This window comes from Pseudoduganella sp. S-14, from assembly GCF_049913285.1.
GTDB lineage: Bacteria > Pseudomonadota > Gammaproteobacteria > Burkholderiales > Burkholderiaceae_D > Rugamonas.
The window spans coordinates 924,531-948,904 of sequence record NZ_CP183991.1 but is presented as its reverse complement, the minus strand read 5'-3'; the positions used below and the strand labels follow the sequence as shown (position 1 = coordinate 948,904).

At 61.8% G+C, this 24,374-nt stretch carries 26 protein-coding genes and 1 tRNA gene; 9 read left to right on the top strand and 18 right to left on the bottom strand.

What is annotated here, in order from left to right; translation table 11 throughout:
- Positions 1 to 27: 27 nt before the first annotated feature.
- Positions 28 to 384 (bottom strand): hypothetical protein, encoded by a 357-nt coding sequence (locus ACN9MZ_RS04370; protein ID WP_426341046.1) that lies wholly within the window; start codon positions 382 to 384, stop codon positions 28 to 30.
- Between the two features lie 84 nt (positions 385 to 468).
- Entirely contained in the window at positions 469 to 933 is a 465-nt protein-coding gene (locus ACN9MZ_RS04365; RefSeq protein ID WP_426341045.1) for a YybH family protein, read from the bottom strand.
- Between the two features lie 113 nt (positions 934 to 1,046).
- Here ACN9MZ_RS04365 and ACN9MZ_RS04360 point away from each other — a divergent pair, with 113 nt between their 5' ends.
- The 5 genes from ACN9MZ_RS04360 to ACN9MZ_RS04340 are packed head-to-tail and all read left to right on the top strand — an operon-like array spanning position 1,047 to position 3,163.
- Positions 1,047 to 1,316, top strand: coding sequence for a hypothetical protein (locus tag ACN9MZ_RS04360; protein ID WP_426341044.1), 270 nt, complete (start codon positions 1,047 to 1,049; stop codon positions 1,314 to 1,316).
- Between the two features lie 5 nt (positions 1,317 to 1,321).
- Entirely contained in the window at positions 1,322 to 1,624 is a 303-nt protein-coding gene (locus ACN9MZ_RS04355; protein ID WP_426341043.1) for an ArsR/SmtB family transcription factor, read from the top strand.
- A complete protein-coding gene (locus tag ACN9MZ_RS04350) occupies positions 1,621 to 1,884 on the top strand; it encodes a hypothetical protein (protein WP_426341042.1) in 264 nt (87 codons plus the stop codon). The genes ACN9MZ_RS04355 and ACN9MZ_RS04350 overlap by 4 nt, the downstream gene beginning before the upstream one ends.
- Positions 1,884 to 2,324: a hypothetical protein gene (locus ACN9MZ_RS04345; RefSeq protein ID WP_426341041.1), complete on the top strand. Its 441-nt coding sequence runs from the start codon at positions 1,884 to 1,886 to the stop codon at positions 2,322 to 2,324. Before ACN9MZ_RS04350 ends, ACN9MZ_RS04345 begins: the two co-directional genes overlap by 1 nt.
- Before the next feature lie 2 nt (positions 2,325 to 2,326).
- Positions 2,327 to 3,163 carry an N-acetylmuramoyl-L-alanine amidase-like domain-containing protein gene (locus ACN9MZ_RS04340; protein ID WP_426341040.1) on the top strand — a complete coding sequence of 279 codons (837 nt, stop codon included), beginning with the start codon at positions 2,327 to 2,329 and terminating at the stop codon, positions 3,161 to 3,163.
- A gap of 62 nt (positions 3,164 to 3,225) precedes the next feature.
- Here ACN9MZ_RS04340 and ACN9MZ_RS04335 read toward each other — a convergent pair whose 3' ends face one another.
- The 6 genes from ACN9MZ_RS04335 to ACN9MZ_RS04310 all read right to left on the bottom strand — a co-directional run bounded on the left by ACN9MZ_RS04335 (position 3,226) and on the right by ACN9MZ_RS04310 (position 8,401).
- Positions 3,226 to 3,819 (bottom strand): 50S ribosomal protein L25/general stress protein Ctc, encoded by a 594-nt coding sequence (locus ACN9MZ_RS04335; RefSeq protein WP_426167847.1) that lies wholly within the window; start codon positions 3,817 to 3,819, stop codon positions 3,226 to 3,228.
- Between the two features lie 112 nt (positions 3,820 to 3,931).
- A complete protein-coding gene (locus ACN9MZ_RS04330) occupies positions 3,932 to 4,882 on the bottom strand; it encodes a ribose-phosphate pyrophosphokinase (protein ID WP_057264651.1) in 951 nt (316 codons plus the stop codon).
- 109 nt (positions 4,883 to 4,991) lie between these two features.
- A tRNA-Gln gene (locus ACN9MZ_RS04325) sits at positions 4,992 to 5,068 on the bottom strand.
- A 77-nt stretch (positions 5,069 to 5,145) separates the two neighbouring features.
- Positions 5,146 to 6,024, bottom strand: a complete 879-nt coding sequence (gene ispE, locus ACN9MZ_RS04320) for a 4-(cytidine 5'-diphospho)-2-C-methyl-D-erythritol kinase (RefSeq protein WP_426341039.1) — start codon at positions 6,022 to 6,024, stop codon at positions 5,146 to 5,148.
- A 2-nt stretch (positions 6,025 to 6,026) separates the two neighbouring features.
- The gene (locus tag ACN9MZ_RS04315) at positions 6,027 to 6,620 is read right to left on the bottom strand and encodes an outer membrane lipoprotein LolB (RefSeq protein WP_426341038.1); all 594 of its coding nucleotides are present in this window, start codon (positions 6,618 to 6,620) and stop codon (positions 6,027 to 6,029) included.
- Positions 6,620 to 8,401, bottom strand: a complete 1,782-nt coding sequence (locus tag ACN9MZ_RS04310; protein ID WP_426341037.1) for a tetratricopeptide repeat protein — start codon at positions 8,399 to 8,401, stop codon at positions 6,620 to 6,622. Before ACN9MZ_RS04310 ends, ACN9MZ_RS04315 begins: the two co-directional genes overlap by 1 nt.
- A gap of 63 nt (positions 8,402 to 8,464) precedes the next feature.
- Here ACN9MZ_RS04310 and mutM point away from each other — a divergent pair, with 63 nt between their 5' ends.
- The 3 genes from mutM to mutY are packed head-to-tail and all read left to right on the top strand — an operon-like array spanning position 8,465 to position 12,332.
- Positions 8,465 to 9,298, top strand: a complete 834-nt coding sequence (gene mutM / locus ACN9MZ_RS04305; RefSeq protein WP_426341036.1) for a bifunctional DNA-formamidopyrimidine glycosylase/DNA-(apurinic or apyrimidinic site) lyase — start codon at positions 8,465 to 8,467, stop codon at positions 9,296 to 9,298.
- Positions 9,299 to 9,308: 10 nt separating this feature from the next.
- Entirely contained in the window at positions 9,309 to 11,237 is a 1,929-nt protein-coding gene (locus ACN9MZ_RS04300; RefSeq protein WP_426341035.1) for a dynamin family protein, read from the top strand.
- The gene (gene mutY / locus ACN9MZ_RS04295) at positions 11,238 to 12,332 is read left to right on the top strand and encodes an A/G-specific adenine glycosylase (protein ID WP_426341034.1); all 1,095 of its coding nucleotides are present in this window, start codon (positions 11,238 to 11,240) and stop codon (positions 12,330 to 12,332) included. It abuts the gene before it with no gap.
- Here the strand turns inward: mutY and ACN9MZ_RS04290 are convergent.
- From ACN9MZ_RS04290 to ACN9MZ_RS04245, 10 genes are all read right to left on the bottom strand, one after another.
- Positions 12,314 to 12,571 carry a hypothetical protein gene (locus ACN9MZ_RS04290; protein WP_426341033.1) on the bottom strand — a complete coding sequence of 86 codons (258 nt, stop codon included), beginning with the start codon at positions 12,569 to 12,571 and terminating at the stop codon, positions 12,314 to 12,316. The genes mutY and ACN9MZ_RS04290 overlap by 19 nt on opposite strands.
- Before the next feature lie 44 nt (positions 12,572 to 12,615).
- On the bottom strand, positions 12,616 to 13,251 hold the full coding sequence (locus ACN9MZ_RS04285; protein WP_426341032.1) for a TMEM175 family protein: 636 nt from the start codon (positions 13,249 to 13,251) through the stop codon (positions 12,616 to 12,618).
- A 60-nt stretch (positions 13,252 to 13,311) separates the two neighbouring features.
- Complete coding sequence (locus ACN9MZ_RS04280) at positions 13,312 to 14,442, bottom strand: deoxyguanosinetriphosphate triphosphohydrolase (protein ID WP_426341031.1); 1,131 nt, start codon at positions 14,440 to 14,442, stop codon at positions 13,312 to 13,314.
- A 1-nt stretch (position 14,443) separates the two neighbouring features.
- Positions 14,444 to 16,063: a bifunctional shikimate kinase/3-dehydroquinate synthase AroKB gene (aroKB, locus tag ACN9MZ_RS04275; protein WP_426342864.1), complete on the bottom strand. Its 1,620-nt coding sequence runs from the start codon at positions 16,061 to 16,063 to the stop codon at positions 14,444 to 14,446.
- Between the two features lie 94 nt (positions 16,064 to 16,157).
- Complete coding sequence (locus ACN9MZ_RS04270) at positions 16,158 to 16,604, bottom strand: Ig-like domain-containing protein (RefSeq protein WP_426341030.1); 447 nt, start codon at positions 16,602 to 16,604, stop codon at positions 16,158 to 16,160.
- A gap of 35 nt (positions 16,605 to 16,639) precedes the next feature.
- Positions 16,640 to 18,808 (bottom strand): type IV pilus secretin PilQ, encoded by a 2,169-nt coding sequence (gene pilQ / locus ACN9MZ_RS04265; protein WP_426341029.1) that lies wholly within the window; start codon positions 18,806 to 18,808, stop codon positions 16,640 to 16,642.
- Entirely contained in the window at positions 18,805 to 19,332 is a 528-nt protein-coding gene (locus ACN9MZ_RS04260) for a pilus assembly protein PilP (protein ID WP_426341028.1), read from the bottom strand. The genes pilQ and ACN9MZ_RS04260 overlap by 4 nt, the downstream gene beginning before the upstream one ends.
- On the bottom strand, positions 19,329 to 20,015 hold the full coding sequence (locus tag ACN9MZ_RS04255; RefSeq protein WP_426341027.1) for a type 4a pilus biogenesis protein PilO: 687 nt from the start codon (positions 20,013 to 20,015) through the stop codon (positions 19,329 to 19,331). Before ACN9MZ_RS04255 ends, ACN9MZ_RS04260 begins: the two co-directional genes overlap by 4 nt.
- Before the next feature lie 10 nt (positions 20,016 to 20,025).
- Positions 20,026 to 20,664 carry a PilN domain-containing protein gene (locus ACN9MZ_RS04250; RefSeq protein ID WP_426341026.1) on the bottom strand — a complete coding sequence of 213 codons (639 nt, stop codon included), beginning with the start codon at positions 20,662 to 20,664 and terminating at the stop codon, positions 20,026 to 20,028.
- Positions 20,664 to 21,743, bottom strand: a complete 1,080-nt coding sequence (locus ACN9MZ_RS04245) for a pilus assembly protein PilM (RefSeq protein WP_426341025.1) — start codon at positions 21,741 to 21,743, stop codon at positions 20,664 to 20,666. The genes ACN9MZ_RS04250 and ACN9MZ_RS04245 overlap by 1 nt, the downstream gene beginning before the upstream one ends.
- A gap of 362 nt (positions 21,744 to 22,105) precedes the next feature.
- On the opposite strand from ACN9MZ_RS04245, the gene ACN9MZ_RS04240 reads away from it, so the two are divergent.
- Positions 22,106 to 24,373, top strand: a complete 2,268-nt coding sequence (locus ACN9MZ_RS04240; RefSeq protein WP_426342863.1) for a penicillin-binding protein 1A — start codon at positions 22,106 to 22,108, stop codon at positions 24,371 to 24,373.
- Position 24,374 lies beyond the last annotated feature (1 nt).

Genomic DNA, 24,374 nt, shown 5'->3' with positions numbered 1-24,374 from the left:
GCAAAACCGCAGATTATACCCTTGCCCTCAACCGAGTAGTCCGCGCGCCAGCAAGGCAAGTTCGCCTATCAGTATCATGGCCATCATGCCGAATCCCCAGTGGCTGATACGGTCTACGTGATCGCGCAGTGCATCGATCTGGGCCTGCAGCGCTGCCACGGCCTTGACAATCTCATCGCGTGTGTAAAGCTGCATTTCGAGACGAAGCTTCACGAAGCCGTCGTCAATGTACTGGCGCATGCTGGCGAACTGTGCGTCGAAGGAGGCCTGCATGCTGGCGAACTGCGCATCCATGTGCTGTCGCAGCAAGGCCAATTCGCAATTGACGGCATCCAAGGCTATCTCCTGTGCGGCAACCCGGTCATCGGGGGTCAGCTGCTCCATGGCGGCCTCCCGCTGTCGGCAAGCCACCATTGTTTGCCATTTTCGCGCAATGGGCCTTGAGCCGGGGCGCAAGTATGGGCGGAACTATTTCGGCGGTGCGCCGTCAGCGTTCCAGGTATCGCGCCAATACATCCATTTGCCATTGACCTTCTTGTCCACCGACAGGTACTTGCCGGTCTCGACCACCTTGCCGTCCTTGTCTTTCACCATATAGGTGCCGGACGACCAGCCCAGGTTGCCGCTTGCGCCGCTGTCCGATTTCTCGCCAAAGCTGAACATCATGCCGGACTTGCCGGCGCCCTGCGCCTCCTTCAGCAGGAATTCGCGGATGGCCGCGCGGCCGGTGACTGCCGGCGCGCCTGGCGGCATCAGTACCGCGTTTTCGTCGTACAGCCTGGCCAGTCCATCGCCATCTGCTGCCGTGAAGGCTTTCAGCCAAGCCTGGTCGACTGCCTTGATCGCCGCTCCATCCGCTTTGGCGTCAGCCGCAAACGCCGGCACAGCACATACGGCTACCAGCACCATCACCCCTGCAAGTTGCGCTTTCATTGGATCGTCCTCCCGTGGTGAAAAGTCATTTCAGCATAGAACACTTGACAACAGATTCCACCTGTAAGATATTTATTACACGTGTCTTCGATTTAAAACAGAAAGGACGTGCCATGAAGTACCTGACTACCCTGATGTTTGCCGCAGTCCTGGCCGCCCCCGCCATGGCCGCTGACGCGCCAATCACGGACAAGGAGCGCATCGACCAGCTGCTTGAACAAAACAGGATGCTGATCGCCCAGAACACCCTGCTGGCCCAACAATGCGAGCGTCCCAAAACCAAGGAAGAAACCTTCGCCCAATGCATGCAAGCCGCGCGTGGCGAAAAAGGGGCGATGGCGACTGAATCGGTCAGCGCCAACTGCCGCCTGCTGTTGAAGTGAGTGGAATGCAAAAGCTATTGCCAGTGCTGGAAGCGCTTGCCAATCCGCACCGCTTGCGCATCATCGCTGCATTGAAAACGGACGGCCGCAACTACGTCAGTCAACTGGCCCGCGACGTAGGCATCAGCCGCCCGCTGCTGCACCTGCACCTTGCCAAGCTGGAGGCGGCTGGCCTTGTCACCAGCAAGCACGAGCTTTCCAGCGACGGCAAGGCGCTGAACTACTTTGAAGTGGCCGATTTTCGCCTGACGCTCGATCCCGCTGCGATCGCGGAAGCTGCCAAACATCTCAACCTGGAAAGGGAATGACCGTGTCCGAACATATTTACCTGTTGACCCTGGGCCTGCCGTTGGCAACCGTACTGATTGTCTTTGGCATGAAGTACTGGTCCGCCGCGCACAAGGCGCGCGCCGAGGCGGCCAGCGCCGAGGCTTACCGCGCACTGGCCGCGAAAGCGGCAGCCGCCCAGGCGGAAAACGCCGCCGCGCTGGCCGCCATGCAGGCCACGCTGGCCAACATGAACGGCCGCCTGGCCGAAGTCGAAACCATGCTGAAAGAGGTGGGCTGATGCTGGCCTGCCTGTGTCAGCGCGATGCGCGGCATGAAGGCGTCATGCGCATCAACATCTACCTGCTGCGCCTGCTCTATGCGCTGATGTTCTTCATGCTGGGCCAAACCACCTGGACTGAAATCCTGACCCACCAGGGCCCCTGGGAGCCGAACAAGGCTGTGGCATGGACCGTATGGACGGCTTTTGCCACGCTGGCAGGCCTTGGCTTGCTACGGCCGGTAAAGATGCTGCCGATCATCCTGCTCGAAATCCTCTACAAGGTGATGTGGCTTGCGATCGTCGCCTACCCGCTCTGGTCGCGCGGTGAGCTGGCCGGTTCGCCGGCGGAAGGTACCACCTATGCTTTCCTGGGCGTGCTGCTGGCTATTATTGCCGTACCTTGGGGCTATATCGCCAAGTCCTATTTCACCTGGCCCTCGAAAACCAAACCAGCCTGAACATGCCTTTCCTTGCCAATGTCATGCTCGCCGCCGCGCTCACCGCGGCGGCGGAACCGAAACAGATTTACCAGATGTCGCCGCAGGAAGCTGGCGCCTTCATCGCCGAAGTGCGGCGCGCCGAGCCCGAGCTGCGCAAGCGCATCGCCGCCATCGGCCGGCGCAATATCGGTCAGCCATACAAGCTGAACCTGCTGGGCGAATTCCCTTACGAGCTGCACGACACGCTGCCGATGTACAGCCTGTCCGCCAGCGATTGCCTGGTTTTCGCCGAGCACACCTATGCGATGGCGCTCAGCTCCTCGTGGGAGGAGTTCTTCTGGACGCTGCAGCGCATTCGCTACAAGGACGGCGTGATCGGCGTAGCCAGCCGCAACCACTACATGGAAGTGGACTGGAACATCAACAACCAATGGCTGCTCTCAGATGCCAGCAGCGGTGCCAGCTATGCCATGCGCGTCGATCGTGCGCAGTTCCTCAGGGTCCAGCACCATGTGCAGCGTGACATTCCAGTGCAGGACACGCTGGAAAGCTACCTGCCGGTTGAGCGCGCGCTGCAGGAATTCAGTACGCTGGACGAGGGCGATATGGTGGAAGTAGTGTCGGTGCGCAAGGGCCAGCACATGGTGACCCACGTCGGCCTGGTGGTGCTCGATGCGCAGGGCGGACGCCGCTTCCTGCATTCGTCGGCGCCGGAAGTGCGCGAGGAGCCGTTTGAGGCCTTTATTGCCCGCACCCAGGCACGCGCCAACAACGGACTGGCCGGCTTCAAGCTCATGCGACTGAACTACGCCATCGTGGTACCGCCGGCGGCACCCCAGCCACGGCCAGGCGCGTAAGCAATAAAAAAAGGGACGTACCCCTTTAAAAGGGTACGTCCCCATTTTTTATTGCGGCAGAATTACTCTTTAGCAGCAGCGGCTTCAGCAGCAACAGCGCCGGCTGGCACGGATGCGGTAGCGATGGTGGCATCGGAACCGTGGGTCACGATGGTCACGCCCTTCGGCAGGGTCAGCTGGGAAGCGTGGATCGACTGGCCGACGTCCATCTTCGACAGGTCAACGGTCAGGAACTCTGGCAGGTCAGCTGGCAGGCAGGAGATTTCGATCTCGTTGGCCACGTGGCTGATGGTCGCTGCGTGCAGTTTCACAGCTGGGGACACGTCAGCGTTTTCAAAGTGCAGGGCAACTTTCACGTGCAGTGGCTTGTTGGCATCAACGCGCTGGAAGTCAGCGTGCAGGACCAGTTGCTTGAACGCGTGCATCTGGAAGTCACGCAGCAGCACTTTTTCCACTTTGCCGTCGATTTCCATGTCCAGGATGGACGAGTGGAAAGCTTCTTTTTTCAGCGCGTGGAACAGTGCGTTGTGGTCCAGGGCGATGGTCACAGGGGCTTCGGTGCCACCGTAGATGATGCCAGGGGTCTGGCCGGAGTTGCGCAGGCGGCGGCTCGCACCCGTACCTTGCAGATCACGTTTGAATGCTACAACTTTCATGGAATACTCCAAAAAATAAAACAAGGCTCGCGCCTTGTCGATCAACGAAGTGCCCCGCGACCAGGGCACTTCAACAAATCGGCCGCCGCTTGCGCCGCGGCCGGAAAAACTGTTAGTCGACGAACAGGGAAATCACCGAGTCGCCCTTGATGATGCGCTTGAAGGTCTCGGCCAGCAGCGGTGCGCAGGTCAGTTGGCGGATCTTGCCGCATGCCTTGGCAGCTTCGGACAGCGGGATGGTGTCAGTCACCACCAGCTCGTCCAGCGAAGAGCCGGAGATGCGGTCGATTGCCGGACCGGACAGCACGGGGTGCGTGCAGTAAGCGGTGACTTTCTTGGCGCCGCGCTCTTTCAGCACTTCGGCAGCCTTGACCAGGGTACCTGCGGTGTCGACCATGTCGTCCATGATCACGCAGTTGCGGCCTTCGACGTCGCCGATGATGTTCATCACTTCGGACACGTTGGCTTTTGGACGGCGCTTGTCGATGATGGCCAGGTCGCAACCGAGGCGCTTGGCCAGGGCACGGGCACGCACCACGCCGCCGACGTCAGGCGACACCACCAGCAGGTCTTGCTCGGCCTTCTTCTGCAGGTCGCCCAGCAGGATTGGCGAAGCGTAAATATTGTCAACCGGGATATCGAAGAAGCCCTGGATCTGGTCAGCGTGCAGGTCCATGATCAGGACGCGCTCGACGCCGGCTTCTTCCAGCATATTGGCAACCACTTTTGCCGAAATGGCCACACGGGCGGAGCGCGGACGGCGATCCTGGCGGGCATAGCCAAAGTAAGGAATTGCAGCGGTGATACGGCCAGCGGACGCACGTTTCAGGGCATCGACCATCAGGATCAGTTCCATCAGGTTGTCGTTGGTCGGTGCACAGGTCGATTGCAGCACGAACACGTCTTTACCGCGGACGTTTTCGTTGATTTCGACCATGACTTCGCCGTCCGAGAACTTCGATACGACTGCTTTGCCGAGTGGGATGCCGAGATTTTTTGCGACCCCTTCTGCTAAGGCTGGATTAGCGTTGCCGGTAAAAACCATCAGGTTTTCGTAAGCCATTGGGAGTCCCGAGAGGTAGTGTTGAATTCTTGAGGCACTCCTGCGACACAGGAGCTTTTGTCTTGACCCTGGCCGGAGACTGCTGCCTCGACAGACCCAGGGAAAACGGTGGCAGGGGAACAAGGATTCGAACCTTGGTATGCCGGAATCAAAATCCGGTGCCTTAACCAGCTTGGCGATTCCCCTACTCTTAACTGACTGTCTTCCGTCAGTAGGCCGACATTATATAGCCTATTTCACGAAAAACCAAATCTTTTTACGCTTCACAACTTTGCGATGATCGGATGCTGTTTCAGCGCCTTCGCTTTCCATCCGGTCCAGGCGGCTGGCACTTTCGCAAGCACCGCATCGGCCTGTTCTTCGCGCTGGACTGCGACGAACACACAAGCTCCGGAGCCAGTCATCCTGGCGTCACCGACAGCGCCCAGCCATTCTACCGCTTCTGCTACTTGCGGGAATAAGCGGCACGCCACTTGTTGCAAATCGTTCCTTCCAAACTGCCGCAGATCTTGTCGATTTGCGTGGTAGCTGGAAAAGTCCGACATCTTAACGGGCGGAGTATCCCTTGTCAAATGCTCGGAGGTAAAAATTTGCGCCGTCGGGCAAGCCACGCCGGGCTCGATGACAACATACCAACAGTCGGGCGCATCCACCGGCTGCAGCTCTTCGCCAACGCCTTCGGCAAAGCCGGTCTGGCCAAAGATAAAGAAAGGCACGTCGGCGCCCAGCGGCAAGGCCAGCGCCATCAGCTCTTCGCGCTGCAGTCCTGCAGCCCACAGCTTGTTCAGCGCCATGAAAGTGGTGGCGGCATCGGAAGAGCCGCCGCCCAGCCCGCCGCCCATGGGCAGGATCTTGTCGACCGTGATATTCACGCCTGCTGGCAAGGCGCCGGTGCGGCGCAAGACTTCGGCCTGCAGGATGCGGGCAGCGCGGATCACCAGGTCCTCCTCGACGGGCACGCCGGGGATATCGTTGCAGCGATGCAGTTCAGCATCGTCGCGCAGCGAGAAATGCAGGGTATCGCAGCGATCGACGATCTGGAATACCGATTGCAGCAGATGGTAGCCATCGGCGCGGCGGCCATTCACGTGCAGGAACAGGTTCAGCTTGGCCGGCGCCGGGCAGTTCAACAGGCTTTTCATGTTTATTCGGAGATGACGATCCGCAAGGCCATTTGCTGCACATCGCCTCCGCCCGGGTGTTCGGCGTCGATCAGTTTCGGGCGCGGCGGGGAGCTGTCGGGCTGCCAATCCGTATATTGCAGGTGCCAGCCTTCACGCGTGGTCACTTCGCTGTTGGCCGGGCTGGCCGACCACGGCTTGCCATCGGCAGCGGTGGCGTGGCCTTGCAGCCAGCCGCGCAGGCCGGCTACCGGCAACGCCCATCCCAGCGCACGCGCACTCAGCGCGTCGATGCTTGGCGCGGTCAACGGCGGCTTGTTGCCGCCCTGGCGCAGCGTGGCGCCCTCCGGCGTCACGCTGATATTGGCCACCTTGCTGCCGAAGGGATCAAACAAGGCGACCTCGGTGCTCTGCGCATCCTGCTTCCAGTCGAATTTGACGGTGGAGGACTCCGGGTTGCCGTTCTTGATATAGCGCACGTTCAAGCGCCCCGACACGGCCAGGCTGTCGGCGTAGGGCGCGACAACGGCAGTCGACGGCGGCGTCGTTGGCGTGGTGGCGCAGCCGCACAGGATGGCGGACGCGCCGGCGATGGCGGCGAGTGTCTTGAAGCTCATTAAATTCCTGCGTTGAGGCGCGCCAGCGTGCTGCGCAGCGCGTCGTTTTTCGGGTCCTTGTTGCGGGCTTCGCGCCACAGCCGGGCGGCGCCGGCCTTGTCGCCCTGCTTCCACAGCACTTCGCCCAGGTGCACGGCGATTTCTGCGTCGCCACGCAGCGCATAAGCCTGGCGCAGCGATTGCTCTGCCTCTTTCAGCTTGCCCATGCGGAACAGCACCCAGCCCATGCTGTCCATGATGTAAGGGTCGCCCGGCGCCATCTTCAGCGCCTTGTCGATCAGCTCATACGCTTCGTCCAGGCGTACATTGCGGTCCGCCAGCGAATAGCCCAGCGCATTGTAGGCGTGGTGGTTGTCGGGCACCGACTCGATCACCTTGCGCAGCGCGGTTTCCATCGCATCGACCTTGCCCAGCTTTTCCGCGGCCAGCGCGTAGTCGTACATCAGGTCGGGGCTGTTGGGGAAGCGCAGCACGCCATCCTGCAAGGTCTTGAAGGCTTCGACTGCGCGGCCCGAGTCGCGCAGCAGCTGGCCTTCCGTTTGCAGGATCTGCACCTGCTCGGCCTGGTCGGCCGGGGCAATCTCCTTCAACTGCGCGCGTGCGCCGTCGACGTCGCCTTTCCGTGCTGTGAGATGAGCGCGCTTCAGGCGGGCCGGCAGGGCGGCGCGGGCATCTTCGCCGTCGATCTTGTCCAGCCATGCCAGCGCGCCATCGAGGTCGCCCCTTTCTTCGGCGATCTGGGCCAGCAGTATCAGCGCCTTGTTCGGGTCGCGTTCAGGATCGGGCGCCGCTTCCAGCACTTCCACATAGCGCTTGAAATAACCCTCGGCCGCCTTGCTATCCTGCCCCTGCAGCGCCATGATGCCGAGCGCGTACAGGGTCCCCGGATTGTCTGGCTGCTCTTTCAGCAGCAGCAGGAACTGTTCGCGCGCCTGGTCATACTGCTTCTGTTCCACCAGCAGGCGAGCATAGGCCGAACGCACTTCGCGCGCGGCCGGGTATTTCTGCAGGAAGTCGGCAAACAGTTTTTGCGCGCCATCCAGGTCGCCCAGCATTTGCCCCATGGTCAGCGTGGCCAGTTCGGAGTCGGGTTTGATCGCCACGGCCTTCTTCGCTTCCGCGCGCGCGCGCTCGGCATCGCTGGCGGCACTGGCGCCTTGCGCCAGCACCAGGTGGGCTTCTTGCGTATTCAGGTAGGGCTGCAGGACGCGCTCCATCAGACCGAAGGCGGCAGCCTTGTCCTTTGCGCGCAGCAGGAATTGCTGCATCTGGAACATCAGCAGCGGACGACCAGTCGGCGGCGAGGCTTTCAAGCGCTGCGCGAACAGCGTCTCTGCCTCGCCCAGGTCGTCGCCCAGGACGGCAAAGCCGAGGAAATACTGTGCAGCCTCGTCAGAATCAGGCGCCAGTTCGCGCCACAGGCGGATCGCTGCCAGCGCCTCATTGCCCTGCTTGGCCGACAGCGCCATTTCGGAAGCGCGACGCGCCAGGCGCGGGTCGCGCGTCTGCTGCGCCAGCACCATCATCGTCACATACGCGCTTTGCCACTGGCCGCGTTTGAAATCGAGTTCGGCCTTGGTCAGCTTGTAGAACAAATCGCTGGTCAGTTCGACGTTGGGCAGCTTGTCATCGGGTGGCGCAGCCTTGGCAATGGCGTCGGCGGCCGGAGTGGCCGGCACGACGGATGGCGCTGCAGGCTCAGGCGCAGCCTGCTCCGGTGGCACGACTGCGCAGGCGGACACGAGGGCCGACAGGGTTACAATGGCGAATGCGTTTTTCAAAGGGAGATCCTGCAAATCGGGCTCAAGACTTGATTCTACGCCAACCTGCAAGAAACCACCCTCATGCCTGAATTACCAGAAGTAGAAGTTACCCGGCGCGGTGTCGCACCTTATATCGAAGGCCGTATCGTGCGCGATGTCGTGCTGCGCCGCGACGGCTTGCGCTGGCCCTTCCCGGACGACCTGCCGGCGCTGCTGGCCGGCCGCCGCATCGTCGCGACCGACCGCCGCGGCAAGTACCTGTTGCTGCAATTCGAGCATGGCACGCTGATTATCCACCTTGGCATGAGCGGCCACCTGCGCGTGCTGGCAAGCGGCATTCCGCCGGAAAAACATGATCATTTCGACATGATGGTGGAAGGCGCCGACGGGAAGCACGTGCTGCGCCTGACCGATCCGCGCCGTTTCGGCGCCGTGCTGTGGCACGCGGCGGAAGATGGCGCACTGGAAGAGCATCTGCTGCTGCGCGGCCTGGGCGTGGAGCCGCTGGGCCCGCAATTTTCCGGCAAACTGCTGTTCGAGCAGACCCGCACCCGCAGCGCGGCCATCAAGCAAGTGCTGATGGCTGGCGACATCGTGGTCGGCGTCGGCAATATCTACTGCTCTGAAAGCCTGTTTCGCGCCGGGATCAACCCGAAAACCGCAGCCAACCGCATCAGTGCTGCCCGCTACGACCGCCTGGCGCAGGCCATCCGCGACGTGCTGGCCGAGGCAATTGTGCAAGGCGGCAGCACTTTGCGCGATTTTATCGGGGTAAATGGACAATCGGGGTATTTCCAACAGACATATTTCGTCTATGATCGTGCTGGTGTGCCCTGCCGTTTATGCGGCGCGCCTGTGCGCCAGATCAAACAGGGTCAAAGATCCACTTTTTATTGTGTAAATTGCCAGAAATAACGAGAAGCTAATGGTACGGGACCTGGAACAATACAGCCAATGGCGCCAAGGCGTCATGGGCGCCGTCGCAAACTACCGAGACTGGATCGTGCAGGCCGATCTGTCCGATGCCGCGACCGAACAGCGCCTGGCGCAAACGCTGTCCAAACTGGCCGACGACAAGCTGTCGGTGGCCTTTGTGGCGGAATTTTCGCGCGGCAAATCCGAACTGATCAATTCGATCTTCTTCGCCGACTTCGGCCAGCGCATCCTGCCGTCGGCAGCCGGCCGCACCACCATGTGCCCGACCGAGCTGATGTACGACCCGGCCTACCCTGCATGCATCCGCCTGCTGCCGATCGAAACGCGCGCCGAAAACCTGTCGACCAGCGACTACCGCGACGAACCGCACGCCTGGACCGTCCTGCCGCTGCAGCTCGATTCCGCGGAACAGATGCAGGAAGTGTTCAAGCAGGTCAGCCTGACCCGCCACGTGCCGGTGGAAGAAGCCAAGCGCTACGGCCTGTACGACGAGAACGACCCCGACATGGGCGCCACGCTGGACAACAACGGCCTGGTCGAGATTTCGCAGTGGCGCCACGCCATCATCAACTTCCCGCACCCGCTGCTGAAGCAGGGCCTGGTGATCCTCGATACGCCGGGCCTGAACGCCATCGGTACCGAGCCGGAACTGACGCTGAACATGATCCCGCACGCGCATGCGGTGCTGTTCATCCTGGCCGCCGACACCGGCGTCACCAAGAGCGACATCGAAGTATGGCGCACCCACATCGGCAATGGCGCCGGGCGCATGGTGGTGCTGAACAAGATCGACTCCATGTGGGACCCGCTGCGCACCGAAGAAGAAATCGAAGCAGCCATCGCGCGCCAGCGCGAGCACGCAGCCCATATGCTGGGCCTTGATGCGCGCCAGGTATTCCCTGTCTCGGCGCAGAAAGCGCTGCTGGGCAAGATCACCGGCGACCATGCACTGGTGCACAAGAGCCGCATGAAGCAGCTGGAGAGCGCGCTGTTCAACGAACTGATCCCGGCCCGCAAGGACATCATCCGCCGCCGCCTGGGCGACGAACTGGCGGCACTGAGCGGCGCCCAGTACGCGGCGCTGTCGGCCAAGACGCGCGGCATCGTCGAGCAGTTGCTGGAACTGAAGGGCCTGCGCGGCAAGAACCAGTCGGTCATCGCGCATATGGCGCGCCGCGTCGAAGCCGAGAAAAAGGAGTTCGACGAAAGCCTGTTCAAGCTGCAGGCCACGCGCGCGGTGTTCACCCGCCTGTCCACCGAGCTGTATTCCAGCCTGGGCATGGGCATCCTGCGCGACAACCTGATCAAGGCGCGTTCGGAAATGCAGAACAGCCGCTTCACTACCGGCCTGCGCGATGCCATCAAGGTGTACTTCGACAGCATCCACGCCAACCTGGATGAATCGGAGCGCAAGATCGAAGAAATCCGCAGCATGATGGAAACCATGTACAAGAAGTTCTCGGCGGAGCACGGCCTGACCCTGCCGATGCCGATGGCCTTCTCGCTGGCCAAGTACCGCGATGAAATCAATGAAGCCCACGGCATCTACGAGAAGCAGTTCGGTACCGCGGTCATGCTGACCACTTCACGCGTGGTGCTGATGGAGCGCTTCTTCGACTCCGTGGCATCGGCCGTCAAGCGCTGCTTCAAGGCCGCCAACGCCGATACCGATGCCTGGCTGAAGGTGATCATGGCGCCGCTCGAAGCGCAGATCCGCCAGCACAAGGAACAGCTGAAGCACCGCCAGCAATCGATCGCGCGCATCCACGATGCGACCGATACGCTGGAGCAGAAGATCGAAGCCTTCGAAGCCACCCAGGCCGAACTGGAGGCGCAAAAGGCCAAGCTGGCCGCGCTGGCCGCTGCCATCAACGATGCGATCTCGGCCGAGCATGTCGTGCTGGAGGCAGCGGCGTAATTGCAGTACGAAGACCCGAGCTTTTCTGCCACGCTGGTGGCGTGGCAGAAGCAACATGGCCGCCACGAGCTGCCGTGGCAAAACACCCGAGATGCCTACCTGGTGTGGCTGTCCGAGATCATGCTGCAGCAGACGCAGGTTTCGGCGGTGCTGGGCTATTACGCGCGCTTCCTGGAACGCTTCCCCACCCTCGCCTCGCTGGCCGCCGCTCCCGTTGAAGACGTGATGGCGCAGTGGGCTGGCTTGGGCTACTACACCCGCGCGCGCAACCTGCACAAATGCGCCCAGCGCGTGATGGCGGAGTATGGCGGCGTCTTCCCTTCCGATCCGGCCTTGCTGGCCGAACTTCCTGGCATCGGACGCTCCACCGCAGCTGCCATTGCCGCCTTCTCGGCCGGCCGCCGCGCGGCCATCATGGACGGCAATGTCAAGCGCGTGTTCGCACGCGTGTTCGGCATCGACACCTATCCGGGCGAACGCAAGACTGAAGTAGCGATGTGGGCCCGCGCCGAAGCGCTGGCGCCGGCTGAGGGCATCGAAGCTTACACACAAGGCTTGATGGACATGGGGGCGACGCTGTGCACGCGCAGCAGCCCATCCTGCGAACGCTGCCCGATGCAGTCGCGCTGCGTGGCATTTGCCACTGGCCGCACCGCCGAACTGCCGGTGCGCAAGCCAAAGAAAGCCACGCCGGAAAAGTCTGCACACATGCTGCTGGTAGTGGATCGCGGCCAGGTGCTGCTGGAACAGCGACCGGCGACCGGCATCTGGGGCGGCCTCATGTCGCTGCCTGAACTGGCGGGCCACGCCGCACACGCCGACGTGCCAGACGATTCCGCCGTGGCGGCTGCGGTGCAGCCATTTGGCGCCATGGAGTCGCTGGAGCGCTTGCTGCCGGTGGTGCACATTTTCACCCACTATAAGCTGCACATCCACCCGCTGCTGGTGACGCTTGCCAGCCGCGCCGCACTGGCTGGCGAACAACGTTACGTGTGGCTCGATGCCGCAGCTGTTCCCGGCGCAGCCTTGCCGGCGCCAATCAAGAAACTGGTGCTCGACCTGCTGGGCGAAAGCGATCAGGCACGCATGTTCTGAGCGCGTTCAGGAAATAATAGCTTCGCGAGATTCAAGGCAGTGCCGATGACGCTGACGATGCTGGCAGCCATCGCTCCAATCACCCATTTGACCAGGCGCGTTTCCATGCGCGCCATCTGGGTTTCAAGTCGCGCGATGTCTTCCTTTGTGGCGTAGTTCGACCTGATGACGGCAACGTCGCGCTCGATCGCTGCGTGGCGTCGCTCATTGGCCAAGCCCTGCTGGCCGGACGCCGTCATGTCATTCTGCGCCAGCCCACGGAAATCTTCAAACAGGCCCAGGCTTAGCGCAGGCGGCGGGTCAGCAGGTTGCTGAGCGGGCGCGCGAAGAACAGCAGCAGGAAGGCCGAGTTGGCAATGCCCGCCACCTGGCCGGCCACCACGACGGTCGCGATGGCGATGACAATCATGATGCCGGTACGGGAGCAGGCCGCGACATAGGTCGCCTTATCCATCGGGTGCGCGCACAACTCCGGATGACGGTAAACGCGGGTGGCCACCAGCAGCGAGCCGATCGACATCAGGCACATCACTCCCGCGTATACCGCCTGCGCCAGTTGCGACAGGTAGCGGCTGTTCACTGCGGAAGCGAAGGGCAACAGGCTGGCGCCCGCCAGCATCAGGATGGTGTACCACAGCAATGGCGTATCGACGTGGCGCACATAGCTGAACAGGCGATGGTTGGCGGTCCAGTAGAGCGCAAGTACCAGGAAGCTCAGCACCCATGAAATGAAGGTCGGCATCAGCTCATGCAGCACTTCCAGCAATTCGGCGCTGCTATGCATATTGGCGTGTTCAGGCAAACGCAGTTCGATCACCAGCAGCGTCATGGTAACGGCGAAGATGCCGTCCACAAGCGCTTCGATGCGGTGCTTGCTGAGTTGCGGGCTGGTTGCGGCGGGAGCAGTGGTATCAGTCATGATTCTTCTGGCAAGTTGGATTTGCCAGAAGATTAACCCGCCACATGCGCCGACGCAAGGCTAGAGGTTCTCCAGCGAGTAGATACGGCGGTGTTCGGCAATGGCGTAGCGGTCGGTCATGCCGGCGATGTAGTCGGCCACACGGCGCGCCTGGCCGCTTGCGTCGCCAGGCGGGCTGCGGTAATCGGGCGGCAGCAGCGAGGGGTCGGCGGTGAAGGCGTCATACAATTCGCGCACCATGCGGCTGGCCTTCTGGCGCATGCGGTTGACCTTGTAGTGGCGATACAGGTTCTCGTGCAGGAAGCGCTTGAGCTCCGTGGCATCCCTGCGCATCTGGTCGGAAAAGCGGATCAGCGGCGGTGCGGCGCGCACGTCGTCCATGCTGCGCGGGCCGTGGGCGGCAATGCGCTCTTGCGAGGTGGCGATCAAATCGTCCGCCAGTGCCGTGATCAGGCGGCGCAAGGTCTCGTAGATGGCGCGGCGGCCGGCCAGTCCCGGATGGGCGGCCTGCACCTCGCGCCACAGGCGGCCGAAGAAATCCACTTGCTCAAGCTGCGCGATGGCGATCAGGCCGGACCGCAAGCCATCGTCAATGTCATGGCTGTTGTAGGCGATTTCGTCGGCCAGGTTGGTCAGTTGGGCTTCCAGCGAAGGCTGGGTCTTGTCGAGGAAGCGCTGCGCGACGTCGCCCAGCAGGCGGGCATTATTGGCCGAGCAGTGCTTCAGGATGCCTTCGCGCGTTTCAAACATCAGGTTCAGGCCATCGAAGGCGCCATACTGCTCCTCCAGCAGGTCGACCACGCGCAAGCTTTGCAGGTTGTGCTCGAAGCCGCCATGCTCCTTCATGCATTCGTGCAGCACGTCCTGCCCCACGTGGCCGAATGGCGTGTGGCCCAGGTCGTGCGCCAGCGCGATGGCCTCCACCAAGTCTTCGTTCAGGCGCAGGTTGCGTGCCAGCGAACGGCCGATCTGGGCCACTTCCAGGCTGTGCGTCAGGCGGGTGCGGAACAGGTCACCCTCATGGTTGAGAAAAACCTGGGTCTTGTATTCGAGCCGGCGGAAGGCGGTCGAATGGATGATGCGGTCGCGGTCGCGCTGAAATTGCGAACGCGAGGCATGCGGCGTCTCGGGGAAGCGGCGGCCGCGCCCCTTGTCCGAATGTGCTGCGTAGGGGGCGAGCGTTTCTTCCATATTATTCCGTGCAGGCGGCCAGGGTTTGCAGCAGCAGGTCTTGCGGCGCCGTCGTGATGCGCGCCTTGCCCAGTGGGTCGAGCAGGATGAACTTGATCGCCCCGCCCTCGTTTTTCTTGTCCACTTCCATCAGCTCCAGCCAGCGTTCGGCGCCCAGGTCCGGCGCCACGATCGGCAGACCGGCGGCGGACACCAGGTCGCGGACGCGTTCCACCGTGGCTTCGTCGATGAAGCCCAGGCGTTGCGACAGATCGGCCGCCATCACCATGCCGCAGCCGACCGCTTCGCCATGCAGCCAGGCGCCATAGCCCATGCCCGCTTCGATGGCGTGGCCAAAGGTGTGGCCGAAATTCAGGATCGCGCGCAGGCCGCCTTCGCGTTCATCCTGGCGTACCACGTCGGCCTTGATCTCGCAGGAGCGGGCGATGGCATACGCCAGCGCGCCCTTGTCGCGCGCCATCAGCAGGCCCATGTTCGCTTCGATCCATTCGAAGAACGGCACCTCGATGATGCAGCCGTATTTGATCACTTCCGCCAGGCCGGCCGACAGTTCGCGCACCGGCAGCGTTTCCAGCGTAGTGGTGTCGGCGATCACCGCCTTCGGCTGGTAGAAAGCGCCAATCATGTTCTTGCCCAGCGGGTGGTTGATGCCCGTCTTGCCGCCAACCGAGGAATCGACCTGCGAAAGCAAGGTGGTCGGCACCTGCACGAAGTCGATCCCGCGCATGTAGGAGGCGGCAGCATAGCCGGTCATGTCGCCGATCACGCCGCCGCCCAGCGCCACCAGGGTGGTCTTGCGGTCGGCCTTGTTGGCCAGCAGGGCGTCGAACACCTTCATCAGCGATTCCCAGTGCTTGTGCTCCTCGCCGTCCGGCAGCACCACTTCGATCACCTCCTTGCCGGCGGCGGCCAGCGGCGCGCGCACGCGCTCCATGTACAGCGGCGCCACGGTGTCGTTGGAGACGATGGCGACTTTCTTGCCGCCCACGTATTTGGCCAGCAGGCCGGCATCGTCCAGCAGCGCAGGGCCGATGGCGATCGGGTAGCTGCGCTCGGCCAGGTCGACATTGAGCAGGATGTTGGTTTGTTCGTTCATCGCGGGTTGTGCCTTGGTGATGCAATTGGGCGCTGCCTGGCAGGCCAGCGCATCGAGCTGGTTGATGATGTTCTGGACCATCGATTGTACGTTAGGGCGGCCGGTATCGATGACCAGGTCGGCCATGTCCATGTACAGCGGCTCGCGCTGCGCCAGCAGTTCTTCGAGTTTCTTGCGGGGATCGGCCGTTTGCAGCAGGGGCCGGTTCTTGTCGTGCGCGGTGCGCGCCAGGATCGAGTTGATCGATGCACGCAGGTAGATGACGGTGCCGCGTTGTTGCAGCAGGGTGCGGCTGTCCTGGTTGAGGATGGCGCCGCCGCCGGTGGCCAGCACGATGCCCTGCTGGCTAGTCAGTTCGCGGATGACTTCCGCTTCGCGCCGGCGAAAGGCCGGCTCGCCTTCGATCTCGAAAATCCACGGGATCGAAGCGCCGGTGCGGCTTTCGATTTCATGATCCGAATCGACAAACCGCAAGCCCAGCTTGCGGGCCAGCTGGCGACCAATGGTCGTCTTGCCAGCCCCCATCAACCCAACTAAGTAAACATTTTGCATTCACGCATGATAGCGCAAATTATGCGGCAGCAGCCTGCCGCCGGGCAGGCGCCGCAGCGGGTCCCGCCTACACCGTCGTGACGGTAATGGTGTTGGTGGTGACGTGGTCGACGCCTTTGACGCCGGCCGAAATCTGGATTTTCAGGCCAGCCGGCTGGTTAACGCCTTTTACGCTCAATTTCTCGCTTACCCGGCCATTGCTGTCCGTGGTTGCACCGCTGTTGCTGATGGTGCCGGCAGAGGTGCTGAACAGCACGGTTACGCCAGGCACAGCCTGGTTGCCACCGTCCTTGACGGTGGCAGTGATCGTCACTTCCGTGCCGTCGATGCCAGAGGCGGCAATGGTATCGGAGCTGGAACTCACCACCACACTGGACGCCTTCGGCGTCAGCGGATCAGGATTGGTGGGGCTGGTGCCGGGGCTGCCGCCGCCGCCGCCGCAAGCTGCCAGCAGACTGGCGCAAGCCAGCGCGCCTACCAGGCCAGACAGTTTTCGGATTACTACGTTTGCCATGTTCTTTCCTTTATTCTGATGACACTAACTTCGTCTCAACGCGCGGACAGGCGGTCGGTAACGATCTTTGGCGTAATGAAGACCAGCAGCTCTGTCTTGTCATTGACGCGCGTATTCGATTTGAACAGGTTGCCCAGGATCGGCACATCGCCCAGTACCGGCACCTTGCTCGTGGTGTTGCGCTCGACCTGCTGGTAGATGCCGCCCAGCACTACGGTGCCGCCGTTTTCCACCATTACCTGGGTCTTGACGTGTTTGGTATCGATGGCGAAACCAGCGCGGGTTTCCTGGCCCACCGAGTCCTTGTTCACGTCAACATCCAGCACCACGTTGCCATCCGGCGTGATCTGCGGGACTACATCCAGCTTCAGGTTGGCCTTGCGGAACACGATCGACGTCGCGCCGGAAGAGGTCGCCACCTGGTATGGCAGTTCCACGCCCTGTTCGATGGTGGCCGGGGCCTTGTCGGCGGTCACCACGCGTGGGCTGGAGATGATCTTGCCGGCGCCATCAGCTTCCAGGGCCGACAGTTCCAGGTTCAGGAAACGGTTGGCGGCTGAATTGAACAGGCTGACCGCCAGGCTGCCAGCCTGGGCGCCGTTGATCGATGCCGCTGGCAGGTTGATGAACTGGGTATTGTTGTAGGAACCCTGGCCATCGTCCACCTTCACGATGCCCTGCTGCTGGCCCATGCCGGTGATGTTACCGGTCAGGCCGACGCGGTTGTTACCGTTGCCAACGCCCCAGCCGGCGTCGCCGCCACGGATGGCGCGCATGTCGGCGAAGCCCAGCTTGGCGCCCAGGTTGCGGGTAAAGGTATCGGAGGCTTCGACGATACGCGCTTCGATCAGCACTTGCTTGGTGGCGATGTCGGTCTTCTGGATCAGCTTGCGCACTTCTTCCAGCTTGGAGGCGATGTCGGTCACGAACAGCTGGTTGGTGCGCGTTTCGATGATGGCGCTGCCGCGCTTGGACAGAATGCGGTTCTTGGTGTCGCCGCTGCCTTCAATGCCGAACACGGTCTTGAACGCTTCTGCCTTCTGGTAGTTAAGCTGGAAGATCTCGGACTTGAGCGGCTCCAGGTCGGCGATCTGGGCTTTCTGCTCCAGCTCCAGCTTTTCCTTGGTCAGCAATTCTTCCTTCGGCGCGATCCACAGCACATTGCCGTTCTTGCGCATGTCCAGGCCCTTGGCTTGCAGCACCACGTCCAGCGCCTGGTCCCAAGGCACTTCCTTCAGGCGCAGGGTCAGGTTGCCCTGCACGCTGTCGCTGGTGATGATGTTCAGGCCCGAGATATCGGCAATCGCCTGCAGCGCCGCGCGCACTTCCACGTTCTGGAAGTTGAACGACAGCTTTTCGCCGCGGTAGCCCTGGCTGCCTTGCACCAGCTTGTTCGGGTCTTCCTTGATCGGCTTGACGTCTACCACCAGCTGGGTGTCGCTCTGGTACACGCTCTGCTCCCACAGGCCGTGCGCTTCCACGGTCATGCGCACATTGTCGCCGTGCGGCACGGTGGTGATGCGGTTGACCGGGGTGCCGAAATCGGTCACGTCCAGGCGGCGGCGCAGGGTATCCGGCACGGTAGTCTTGAGGAAGTCCACCACGACGCCGGTCGGAGTCTGGCGCACATCGACGGCGACCTGGTTGTTCGGCAGGTCGATCACCACGCGGCCTTCGCCGTTGTTGCCGCGGCGGAAGTCGATATCGCGCAGCGCTTGCTTGCCGGCAGGCGCCGGCGCCGCCGGCTTGGCTGCCCCCACCGGCAGGCCGCGCGCATCAACTGCCTGCGCCACGCCGCCGGAAGCGTCGATGGTCAGGATCACGTTCTTGCCGTCGATGGCGGTGGCGTAATTCAGCGTGCGCTTCAGGTTGAACACCAGGCGCGAGCGATCGCCCGCCTGCACCACGTTGACGCTGGCCAGGTCGCCCATGTTCAGGTCCTGGCTGGTCTTGCCGGTGGCATTGGTGGTCTGGCCGAAATCAAGCGCGATGCGGGCCGGATTGGTGATGGCAAAGCCGATCGGCAGCTTTTGCGGCGTATCCTTCATTGCGATCTTCACGATCACATTGCTGCCCTGCTGGTTGGCCGTGATCGATTCGATCGCGTTGCCTTGCTGGGCCTGCGCAACGGCTGCGCTGCCGGCCAGGGCCAGCACTACGCTAGCCTGGCGGCACAAGCGCTTCAGGGTTCTGATGGCGATCATTTGGAGCTCTCCTTACTTTCCTGCAGTTCCAGCTTCGACATGCGCTCGACCCAGTCGCCGGCCGCATCCTGAACAATTTCACGCACCGTGATCGCGTCATCCGAGACCCCGGTGATCAAACCATAATTCTGTCCCACGTACTGTCCCTTCTTGACCTGGTAAACGGTGCGGTCGATCTGCACCAGGCCGTTTACCACATTGTTCTTTTCCATGGTGCCAACCATCTTCATGGCATCCAGCGGGAAGCTTTCGAGGAATTCCTTGCGCCGGTTCTGGTCCGGCGCCTGGGAACTGCCTGCGCGGCTCTTGGCCAGTTCGGTCAGCAGCTTGCTGGCGTTGAAGGGATCAAGCACGTCTCCGGCCACGTAGGCGAAAGGCACGAAAGTCTTCGGCTCCTGCAGCGGCTTGACGGTCGGCTTGGTCTGGGCCTCGGTTTCCTTCATCCAGGTACGCACCTGTTGCACGTCGCTCTCGCCGCAGGCGGTCAGCAGCAGGGCACAGGCGAGGGGGGCAAACTTCTTCATTCCTTCTTACCTCCCTTTTTCTTCTCGTTGGCCGCCTTGCGCTGCTCGGCCACTTCCTCTGCATCAAGATAACGGAAGGTCTTGGCAATGGCGTTCAATTGCAGCACGCCGGCGGGCAACTCCTTGCCTTCCTTTGGCTTGATATCCAGCGAGACGTTGTTCAGCGTGACGATACGCGCCATGCCTGCCAGGTCGCCGGCGAAAGCCCCAAGATCGTGGTAGCTGCCGTTGACGCGCAGTTCGATCGGTTGCTCGGCGTAGTAATCCTTGACTTCGACATGGTTCGGCTTGAACAGCTCAAACGTCAGGCCGCGGCCGGTACCGGCATTGTTGATGTCCGACAGCAGGGCCGCCATTTCTGCCTTGCCCGGCAGTTGCTTCTCCATCTGCACCACGTACTTGTCGACCTGCTCCTTCTGGCGCTTGAGCTCCTCGAGGTTGACCGCCTGGGCGATCTTCAGCTTGTACTCGTCGCGCAGCTTTTGCTCCTGCTGGGCGCCCGCTTCCAGCTCCTCATACTGGGACTCCCAGTACAGGAAATAGCCGGCAGCGACGGCCAGAGCCGCCACGCCAAGCGCAAGCAGCACGCGTGGCAGGATCGGCCACAGGCCCGGGTGCACCCCGTTCAGGTCCCTGAACTGGGCCTTGAGCACCTCATCTAAATGTTTCAAATCAGTTGCCATAGTTATGTTCTCAGGACTTGGCTGCGGCATTCGGAGTGGCGCCAGGCTTGACGCCCGGCTTGCCGTCCGGGTTTTCGTCCTTGTCGCGCGGACGTTTGATCATGACGGACAGCTGGAACTCGACGATGGCGCGGCCGCTCGACTTGTCCTTGCCGCCGATCGTGCCGGCCTTGACTTCCACCAGTTCCGGGCGTTCCAGCCACGGCGAATTGCCGGACAGGTTGCGCAGCAGCTCGGACACACGTTCCTGCGACTGGGCACTGCCGGTCAGCGTGACTTTTTGGCCTTCCTGCTTGACGGACTTCAGGAACACGCCCGGTGGCGTCTGCTTGACCAGTTCATCCATCAGGTAGACCGGCTGGTTGCGGTCGGCCTGCAGGTCTTCCACCGCTTGCTGGCGCGCTTTCAGCGCGTCGATTTCCTGGCGCAGCGTGGAAATTTCCACGATTTTCTTGTCCAGTTCAGCGATGGCGCCCTTCAGTTCACCGTTGCGCAAGTCCTGGATCGAAATGGCACGGGCGTTATAGCCGCCTACCATCAGCACGACCGCCGCGCCGGCGATGGCGCCGATGCCAAGCATTGCGTAAAAGGCTTTTTTGCGCAGCGCGCGTTTTTCCTCCCGGTGAGGGAGAAGGTTAATGCGTATCATCAGCCGAACCTCCGCATGGCTAGGCCGCAGGCCACCAGGTATGCCGGCGCATCGTTGCGCAGCGCCTGTTCACGCACGCCGGAAGCCAGCTGCATGCCCTTGAACGGCGAAATGACGGCGCTGGAAATACGGGTGCGGCTGGCGATCATGTCCAGCAAGCCCGGCAGCACGGCGCAGCCGCCCGCCAGGAAAATCTGGTCGATCTTGGTAAAAGGCGTCGAGGTGAAGAAGAACTGGATCGCGCGCGTCACTTCCAGCGCGGCGCCTTCCAGCCAGGGTGCGAGCACATCGGACTGGTAGTTCTCCGGCAGGTCGCCAGCTTTCTTGCGCGCCTCGGCCTCTTCGAAGGCCAGGCCGTAGGAACGCACGATATCCTGGGTCAGCGAATTGCCGCCGAAAGGCTGCTCGCGCTCGTAGACCGTGGCGCCATCGAGCATCACCGAAATCTGAGTCGACACGGCGCCAATCTGGAACAGCGCGATCACCTGGCCGGCGCCGGCATTCGGCAGCTGCGAGGTGACGTGGTCCAGCGCGGCACGCGCGGCATAGGATTCGACATCCACTACCGCTGCCTTCAGACCGGCCTCTTCAGCAATCGCCACGCGGTCGACCACCTTTTCGCGGCGAGCCGCAGCCAGCATGACTTCGATGTCATCCGTCGAATTGGCAACCGGCCCGATCACGTCGAAGTCCAGGCTCACCTCGTCGAGCGCAAACGGGATGTACTGGGCAGCTTCGGATTCGACCTGCAATTCGAGCTGCTGTTCCGACAGACCGGCTGGCAGCACGATCTTCTTGGTGATCACGGAGGCAGGCGGCATGCCCAGCGCGACGTGTTTGGCGCGCGTGCCGCTTTTCTTGATCAGGCGGCGCACCGCCTCGACCACTTGCTCCATATTTTCAATATTGCCGTCGGCAACTGCGCCGCGCGGCAAGGGTTCCGAGGCGCACCGGTCGAGGCGAATGCCGTCCTTGCCCGCTTCGGACAATTCCACCATACGCACACTCGAGGTGCTGATATCTAAGCCAACCAGCGGGCCTTGGGCGCCGCCAAACAGGGCTTTCAGGTCCAATGACATGGATGCACTCCTGACAACTCCATAGACATTTACATATCCAAATTCGTTTAAAAACCCGTGTTTAGACCGCAAACATGAGACAGTACATTAGATGCTAGCAACATTGTCAGCGCCGTGTAAAGGTATTTCTCCAGTGCACCATTAATGTTTTGTGAGGGATTTGCCACACCCAATCTTGCAATTAATGGCATATCAATAAACTAAGTTGTCTTGTTGCCTACGGCCAATATTTCCAGAGATCACGTGCGCTCAAGGGCCTCGGGCCTCATTTATAATGCCTTGCATAAAACTTACTGAAGCTGCATATGACTGCAAACAACCACGAGACCACGGCAAAAAAATCGCCGAAGGGTTTTCTGCTGATGGCCCTGATTTCTTTGCTGGGCCTGATCCTGGCCGGCGTGCTGCTGGTGGTATTCGGCCTGGCCCTGGCCTACCCCAACCTGCCGTCGCTGGATACCATTACCGATTACCGTCCGAAAATACCGCTGCGTATTTACTCGGCCGACAATGTGCTGCTGGGCGAGTTCGGCGAAGAGCGCCGCAACCTGGTGCATATCAAAGACATCCCCGATGTCATGAAGAAGGCCGTGCTGGCGATCGAAGACAGCAACTTCTATGAACACGGCGGCGTCGACTACTGGGGCATCCTGCGCGCCGCAGTCCACAACGCGACCGGCGGCGCCCGCCAGGGCGCGTCCACCATCACGCAGCAGGTAGCGCGCAACTTCTTCCTCTCCAGCGAGCAGACGTTCAAGCGCAAGGCCTATGAAGCGCTGCTGGCCTGGAAGATCGAGCAGAACCTGACCAAGGACCAGATCCTTGAGGTCTACATGAACCAGATCTACCTGGGGCAGCGGGCCTACGGCTTTTCATCGGCCGCCCAAATCTATTTCGGCAAGAACCTGAAAGACATTAGCGTGGCGGAAGCGGCCATGCTGGCCGGCCTGCCCAAAGCGCCTTCGGCCTACAACCCGGTGGTCAACCCGAAGCGCGCCAAGGTGCGCCAGCAGTACATCCTGCAGCGCATGGCCCAGCTTGGCTATATTACGCCCGCACAGTATGAGGTGGCGAAGAATGAGCAGTTAAAAGTGAAAACAGACAGCAGCGCGTTTGGAGTTCATGCCGAATATGTTGCGGAAATGGCGCGCCAGCTGGTCTACGAGCAGTTCAAGGAAGAGACGTACACGCGCGGCCTGAACGTGTTCACCACGATTACCAAGGCCGACCAGGACGCCGCCTACCTGGCGCTGCGCAGCGGCGTGATGGAATACGAGAAGCGCCACGCTTACCGCGGCCCGGAATCGTATGTCGACCTGCCGGCCAACAAGTCGGAAGCCGACGAAATCGTGGAGACCGAACTGGCCGAGCATCCGGACAGCGACAATATCGTGGCCGCCATGGTGTTGAGCGCCGCTGCCGACAAGGTGGTGGCTGTCACCGCTTCCGGCGAGGAAATTACCATCAAGGGCGCCGGCCTGGCCATGGGCAAGAGCTGGCTTTCGGACAAAAACCCGCCGAACAAGCGCATCCGCCGCGGCGCGGTGATCCGCGTGATGCAGGACGACAAGGACTGGCTGATTACGCAGATGCCGGAAGTGGAATCGGCCTTTGTTTCGGCCAGCACCGAAGATGGCGCGATCAAGGCCATGGTGGGCGGCTTCGACTACAACCGCAACAAGTTCAACCACGTGACCCAGGCCTGGCGCCAGCCCGGTTCCTCGTTCAAGCCTTTCATTTACTCAGCATCTCTTGAGCGCGGCCTGTCACCGGCCACCATGATCAACGATGCGCCGATCTCGTTCGACGCCGGCCAGACCGGCGGCCAGGCCTGGGAGCCGAAGAACTACGACGGCAAGTACGAAGGCCCGATGACCATGCGCCGCGGCCTGACCAAGTCGAAGAACATGATCTCGATCCGCATCCTGCACCGCATCGGCGCCAAGTACGGCCAGGAATACACCACCCGCTTTGGCTTCGACCCCGAGCGCAACCCGCCCTATTTGACGCTTGCCCTGGGCGCGGGCGGCGTGACCCCGATGCAAATGGCCGGCGCCTACGCGGTATTTGCCAACGGCGGCTACAAGATCTCGCCTTACCTGATCGCCAAGGTCACCGACTCCAACGGCAAGGTGCTGTCGCAGGCCAACCCGGACAAGGCCGGCGACGAGAAGAACCGCGTGATCGACGAACGCAATGCCTTCCTGATGGATTCGATGATGAAGGACGTGGTGCGCTTCGGTACCGCGACCCGCGCCCTGTCGCTGAAGCGCCCGGACATCGCCGGCAAGACCGGCACCACCAACGATTCGATCGATGCCTGGTTTGCCGGCTACCAGGCCAAGCTGGTGGGCATCGCCTGGATCGGCTTCGACCAGCCCAAGAACCTGGGCAACAAGGAAACCGGCGGCGGCCTGGCCCTGCCGATCTGGATCAGCTACATGGGCAAGGCGCTGAAGAATATTCCGATTGAGGAACGTCCAATTCCGCAGGGCATCATTGCCCAGGATGGCGAGTACTACTATGCGGAGAATCCGCCCGGCGTGGGCATCGACAGCCTGGAAGGCGCGACCCGCGGCACGCCAGCGGAGGAGAAACAGAAGGATGCCGTGAAAAACGAGCTGTTCTAAA